This is a genomic window from Pararhizobium sp. PWRC1-1, assembly GCF_049897905.1.
Lineage (GTDB): Bacteria > Pseudomonadota > Alphaproteobacteria > Rhizobiales > Rhizobiaceae > Pararhizobium.
Map to the genome: position 1 here is coordinate 1 of NZ_JAFCXE010000064.1, position 1,359 is coordinate 1,359.

Genomic DNA, 1,359 nt, shown 5'->3' on the forward strand with positions numbered 1-1,359 from the left:
GGAAGAACGGCTTTGGTCATCGCCATTGCGCCGAACACGTTCGTCTCAAACAGCTCGCGGATTTTCGACATCTCCGTGCCTTCCAGGACATTGAGCATGCCGACGCCGGCATTGTTGACCAGAGCATCGATCGGCCCCGCCGCTTCGACCGCCTTCGTGATGCTGTCCGCGCTGGTCACGTCCAGCGCCAGGATCTTGAGCTTTCCGCTATGGGGTATCAGATCGGTCTGCGGAGTGCGCATGGTCGCGACCACGTCCCATCCTGCCGTCACAAATGTTTGCGCGATGGCGAGACCGAAGCCGGATGAGCAACCGGTGATGAGGATGTTTGGCATGTTCTGTCTCCTGACGATTAACTTGCCAAGAGATGGACCAGCCAACTCGGACTTGCTATATTTGATCGTCCGATATTATTTAGCACGAGTCCGAAACCATGACCGATCCAGTCGCCGAAGTCGTTTCCCTGCTCAAGCCAAGCCCGTCGATCTCAAAGTTGGTGACGGGCGGCGGTCAGTGGCTCGTCGAGCGCACGGAACTGGGAAGTCCCTTTTATTGCGCCGTGGTCGAAGGCCATTGCCGGATGACGATCATCGGTCGTGAGCCGATGCTTTTGACGGCTGGCGACTTCGTGCTGGTTCCAGAAATCTTCTCGTTCACGATGAGCAGCCTGGAACCGCCGCCCCGCGGAGCGCTTGCCCAGCGTCTTGAGACCAGCCCGGGTGTCTTCCGGCTCGGAGACCCAGAAGCCCCCGCCGAGATCAAGGCGATGGTTGGTCATTGTGCCTTTGGCTCGGATGACAAGGCTCTTCTTGTCTCGTTGCTACCGGAGGTCATCCATGTCCAAGGCGAAGGGCGGCTGATGATGTTGGTCGGGATGATAAACGACGAAACGAGAGCCGACCGTACCGCCCGTGAGATGGTGCTTCACCGGTTGCTGGAGGTGCTGTTGATCGAAGCGTTGCGTTCAACTGCAAGCGCTGCGGCGGCTCCGCCCGGTCTCCTGCGCGGTATGGCCGATCCGCTGCTGGCGCCGACCTTGCGCCGGATTCACGCGGACCCCGGCCGCAGCATGACGGTGGAAACACTCGCGCGGGATGCCGCCATGTCCCGTTCGACCTTCTTCGATCGTTTCCGAAGGGAGGTTGGCGTAGCCCCGATGGAATACGCGACCGGCTGGCGCATGGCGCTGGCGAAGGAATTCCTTCGCACGGATGTTGCCACGGCGGAGATTGCGCAACGCGTCGGCTATGGCTCCGCAAGCGCCTTCAGCGTCGCGTTCAGTCGGCATGTGGGAATGCCGCCCGGTGCCTATTCTCGAGAAATCGCAGTTGCACGGAGGGATTAAGGTGAGTGGCGCGC

The 1,359-nt window shown here is 60.6% G+C and carries 2 protein-coding genes; one reads left to right on the top strand and one right to left on the bottom strand.

Annotated elements, in window-relative coordinates; translation table 11 throughout:
* Positions 1-335: SDR family NAD(P)-dependent oxidoreductase (locus tag ACP7E0_RS34870; RefSeq protein ID WP_426131921.1), on the bottom strand; the 335-nt coding region annotated here is incomplete at its 3' end.
* Positions 336-433: 98 nt separating this feature from the next.
* Between ACP7E0_RS34870 and ACP7E0_RS34875 the strand changes: the two genes are divergently transcribed.
* On the top strand, positions 434-1,345 hold the full coding sequence (locus ACP7E0_RS34875; RefSeq protein ID WP_426131923.1) for a cupin domain-containing protein: 912 nt from the start codon (positions 434-436) through the stop codon (positions 1,343-1,345).
* Positions 1,346-1,359 lie beyond the last annotated feature (14 nt).

What these genes read in the sequence shown, in the direction of transcription:
- ACP7E0_RS34875 (WP_426131923.1), top strand. Translation starts at nt 434, where the DNA reads ATGACCGATCCAGTCGCCGAAGTCGTTTCCCTGCTCAAGCCAAGCCCG.